Origin of the sequence: Methanosaeta sp. UBA356 (assembly GCF_002496465.1) — an archaeon.
GTDB classification, from domain to species: domain Archaea; phylum Halobacteriota; class Methanosarcinia; order Methanotrichales; family Methanotrichaceae; genus Methanothrix; species Methanothrix soehngenii.
Genome location: NZ_DAKC01000136.1, coordinates 1,799 through 5,638, shown reverse-complemented (window position 1 = coordinate 5,638; position 3,840 = coordinate 1,799). Strand labels below are relative to the sequence as shown.

The following is a 3,840-nucleotide window of genomic DNA, read 5'->3' as shown; positions in this document are numbered from 1 at the left end:
AGCATATTGCCAGGGCGGGCAGGCTGCATATCCCCTTTACCACCGGCATTTTAGTGGGCATAGGAGAGAGCTGGCAGGACAGAATCCAATCCATTCAGGCCATATCCCGACTTCATGATGAGCATGGCCATATTCAAGAGGTCATTGTGCAGCCCTTCGACCCCAAGCCGGGAACTGCCATGTCAACCCATCCCCGGCCCGAGCGGGAGGATCTGGTCCGGACGGTAAGACTTGCCCGCGAGCTACTCCCTCGAGAGGTAGCGGTCCAGGTCCCGCCCAACCTGGCTGACCCTCTGCCCCTGATAGAGGCAGGAGCGGACGATCTGGGGGGGATCAGTCCCATAACCCGAGATGAGATAAATCCAAATAGCTCCTGGCCGAGGGAAGAGGAGCTGAAAAGGAGCCTTTTCGCCTATGAGCTGAAGGAAAGGCTGCCCGTATACCCAAGGTTCATAAGGAGAGGGTGGCATGGCTCAAAGACCCGAAGGCTGACTGCTGCCCTGGCCAGCGAGGACGGTCTGCGGCGAAAAAGTATATCTTCCAGGGAATGGTGGTGAGTTTTGTGAATAAGAAATATCTTGAGATAGGGCTGAGCACAGGTCTGGTGCTCTTGATGATCATCCTCATTTTGGGGGCGCAGATGACCCTCCCCACAGAGGAGAGAGGATCAAGCTTTGCCATAATAATCCTGCTCTTCATCGTGGCCATGGGCATCGTGGGATTGAAGCTGGATGATATGTAGCTGCGTTAAATATAAATATAATAATACACATTTTCCTTTGAGGGATTCTTAAATGGCAGGATTTCTGGAAAAGCTCAAGCTCATTGGAAAGTCCAGCGAGCAGGATTACATAGAGGTGGATTTAAGCCAGTTCGAAGAGCCCAGGGGCTCGAATGAGATCATCCTGCGGGTGGCGGAGATGGGACGGATTGAGGTTCTGCCTGAGGTTAAGCAGGAGATCTACAACGGCAATATAGTCCTTGCGGACATCGCCGGCCTGAAGAGGGATAAAGCCGCCCTGGACAGAGCGATCGGTGAGCTGAAGAAGGCAGTCGAGGATGTATCCGGAGATATTGCTGGCATCGGCGACGACCTGATAGTTCTGGTTCCAAAGGGCATAAAGATTGACCGAGAAAAAGTGGTCGGAGGAAAGGATTGAATCTCACGACCAATGCCAACTGCCCTGTATGCTCTGCCCAGATGCAGTTCTCTTGGGAGACGCAAGATATACCATATTTCGGCGAGGCCATGCTTATCGCCGGGGTCTGCGAATGCGGCTTTCGGCATAGCGATACCATTCTTTTGACCCAGAAGGAGCCGGTGAGAAATACCCTGGTGGTGGAGACAATAGAAGATCTGAACGCCAGGGTCATCCGCTCATCAAGCGGAACGATTCGAGTGCCAGAGCTTGGGGTGGACGTAGAGCCGGGGTATGCCTCCGACTCATATGTCTCCAACGTGGAAGGGGTGCTGGACCGAATCGAAGAGATAGTCTGTTTTGCCACCTCCCAGGCCCGGGCGGCAGATAACCAGGATGGCGCTCGGAGAGGAGAAGAGATCCTGGAGAGCATCGCCCTAGCTCGCAAAGGAGAGTTTCCCATAACCCTAGTCATCGAGGATCCACTGGGGAATAGCGCCATAGCCTCAGAAAAGGTGAAAGTATCGCCCCTGACGGATGAGGACATGGCCCGCCTCCAGACAGGCATCATGCTTTTGGAAGTCTGATATGCTGGTCCTAAGCGGAGGCACAGGAACCCCTAAGCTCCTGAGAGGCTTAAAGGAGCTCGTTCTGCCCCAAGAGCTCTCTGTTGCGGTGAACACCTCCGAAGACCTCTGGATTTCTGGAAACTATATATCGCCAGATATTGATTCCGTCCTCTATACCCTGGCGGATATGATCGATGAGAAGCGATGGTGGGGCATTAAGGGGGACCGGACATTAACCCACGACTTCCTCCTCATGATGGGAGTGGACGAGAAGCTGACCATTGGGGACAAGGACCGGGCAGTGCACATATTTCGCTCCAATCTCCTCCGCCGGGGAGTCAAGCTCAGCCTGACCACAGAAGCCATAGCCAATGCCCTCGGGGTCATGCAGAGGGTGGTCCCCATGACCGATGACATCGTATCCACGGTTATCGGCACTCCGGAGGGGATGATGCACTTTCAGGACTTTTGGGCGAGCCTCAAGGGAAGGCCGAGGGTCGAATCCGTGACATTCACCGGATTGGAGGAGGCCCTCCCCTGCCAGGGATTCCTGGATCTCTTGGAGAGGGAGGAGACCGTCATCATCGGTCCAAGCAATCCGGTCACCAGCATCGGTCCAATCCTCGCCCTTGCTGGGGTGCGAGATCGCCTGAAGAAAAAGAAGGTAGTGGCCATAAGCCCGTTTGTAGGAAATAAGCCCGTTAGCGGCCCGGCAGCAAAGCTCATGGAAGCCCGGGGAGTTCCGGCCAGCGATGAAGGAGTGGCAGCACTTTTAGGCAAGGTAGACATCTTTGTGGTCGACGGAAAGAGCGACTACACTGGGGACTGCGTGCGCATGAAAACCCTTATGAGGTCAAAAAATGAGAGTCTGGCAATGGCGAAAGGCTTGCTGGATTTGATCGGATGTTCTTAGGCGTAGACCACGGCACCACAGCTATCAGGTTTGCCAGTGAAAAGGGCTCAATCTATGAGCTCTCGCGCAGCTCGGCCGCTGATCTTTCTTACGAGCAGATATTATCCCGGATTGAAGAGAACCTGGGGCCGGAAAGGGTGGACCTGGTTGCCCTCTCCTACTCCATGGGCGACGGCCTGACCAGGATCGTCCGGCTCGAGGACGCAGCTAACCGTGGGCTGATAAGTCAGGATGGTGCGGGCTTGCATCAGGGAGGGGGTACCCAGGTCTTCGAGGCCATCAGGGCCTCAGGCTGGCCGGCCATACTCCTGCCCGGAATTCATCGCGCAAGCAATGTCGATCCCAGGATGAAGGTCTTCAGCCACGGCATGAGCCCGGAGAAAGTGGGCCTCGCCTATGGAGTTTTCCGGCAGGGTAGCTCCAGCTTCATCGTATGCGACGCCAGCTCCAATACCGTCAGCTTCGCCGTGCTGAGGGGCGAGATCGTGGCAGCCATAGATGCACCTATCTTCGCACCCGGCCTCCTGCAGGGTCCCCTGGACGTTCAAGCAATAAGAGATGTCGACTCCGGAAAGCTGACCGCAAACCAGGCCTTCAACTGGGGGGGGATCCTCTCCAAGATGAAAAGGATGGGGCTTGATCAATGCTCCCCGGAGGAGCGCCATCTGGCCATGGAGACCCTCGCCCTCTTCGCTGCCATGGAGATGGCTGCCCTTCTGGTCCTCTGCCGCGACCGGGGTCTTGAGTGTCCCCAGCTCTTCCTGGCCGGAAGCCCGGCAAGAGAGATCGAGCCCCGGGTATCCGCCCTTCTGGATAGAAGGGTCGTCCCCCTGGAGAGATCGGCGGCTGCTCAGGGCTGCGCCAGGATAGCAGAGGATGTATTCGCCGGAAAGGAGAATATCCTGGGGATTGCCGTCGATGAGAGGGTCAGGGCAGGAAAGGAAGGTTGATCCGTCCGGCGGACAGAGCTCTAATTTATGGAGACGATTACCGAGAAAGAGATACGGGATCTAGAGGAGCGTGCTTCATACATCAAGGGCGAGAAGGCTAAAGTTCTAAAAGAGGAGGTCGAGGTTGCCATGGCCAGAGCAGAAGCTGCTGGATTGGGGTCAGAGTTGATCGACCGCCTTGATATCCTTCTGCTCAATCTCACCGAGGCATCGCGTGATGTCTGCACCAACACCAGATGCCCTCATTACGGCAAGAAGTGCAAGATGAG

7 protein-coding genes are annotated in these 3,840 nt (G+C 55.8%); all 7 read left to right on the top strand.

Features of this window, described 5'->3' with window-relative positions; all coding sequences use genetic code 11:
- The coding region (gene cofG / locus BP727_RS13215) for a 7,8-didemethyl-8-hydroxy-5-deazariboflavin synthase subunit CofG (RefSeq protein WP_286859303.1) at nucleotides 1-557 on the top strand (557 nt) is incomplete at its 5' end.
- A gap of 5 nt (nucleotides 558-562) precedes the next feature.
- Entirely contained in the window at nucleotides 563-742 is a 180-nt protein-coding gene (locus tag BP727_RS13210; protein WP_013718851.1) for a hypothetical protein, read from the top strand.
- A 52-nt stretch (nucleotides 743-794) separates the two neighbouring features.
- Nucleotides 795-1,160, top strand: a complete 366-nt coding sequence (locus BP727_RS13205; RefSeq protein WP_013718852.1) for a cell division protein SepF — start codon at nucleotides 795-797, stop codon at nucleotides 1,158-1,160.
- On the top strand, nucleotides 1,157-1,726 hold the full coding sequence (locus tag BP727_RS13200; protein ID WP_286859299.1) for a ZPR1 zinc finger domain-containing protein: 570 nt from the start codon (nucleotides 1,157-1,159) through the stop codon (nucleotides 1,724-1,726). The genes BP727_RS13205 and BP727_RS13200 overlap by 4 nt, the downstream gene beginning before the upstream one ends.
- 1 nt (nucleotide 1,727) lies before the next feature.
- The gene (gene cofD / locus BP727_RS13195) at nucleotides 1,728-2,621 is read left to right on the top strand and encodes a 2-phospho-L-lactate transferase (protein ID WP_286859297.1); all 894 of its coding nucleotides are present in this window, start codon (nucleotides 1,728-1,730) and stop codon (nucleotides 2,619-2,621) included.
- Complete coding sequence (locus BP727_RS13190; RefSeq protein WP_286859295.1) at nucleotides 2,612-3,571, top strand: methanogenesis marker 12 protein; 960 nt, start codon at nucleotides 2,612-2,614, stop codon at nucleotides 3,569-3,571. Before cofD ends, BP727_RS13190 begins: the two co-directional genes overlap by 10 nt.
- A gap of 27 nt (nucleotides 3,572-3,598) precedes the next feature.
- Nucleotides 3,599-3,840 (top strand): hypothetical protein (locus BP727_RS13185; protein ID WP_286859292.1); only part of this gene is annotated, 242 nt, incomplete at its 3' end.

Coding starts and splice junctions, on each gene's coding strand:
- BP727_RS13190 (WP_286859295.1), top strand. CDS start 2,612: ATGTTCTTAGGCGTAGACCACGGCACCACAGCTATCAGGTTTGCCAGT.
- BP727_RS13205 (WP_013718852.1), top strand. CDS start 795: ATGGCAGGATTTCTGGAAAAGCTCAAGCTCATTGGAAAGTCCAGCGAG.
- cofD (WP_286859297.1), top strand. CDS start 1,728: ATGCTGGTCCTAAGCGGAGGCACAGGAACCCCTAAGCTCCTGAGAGGC.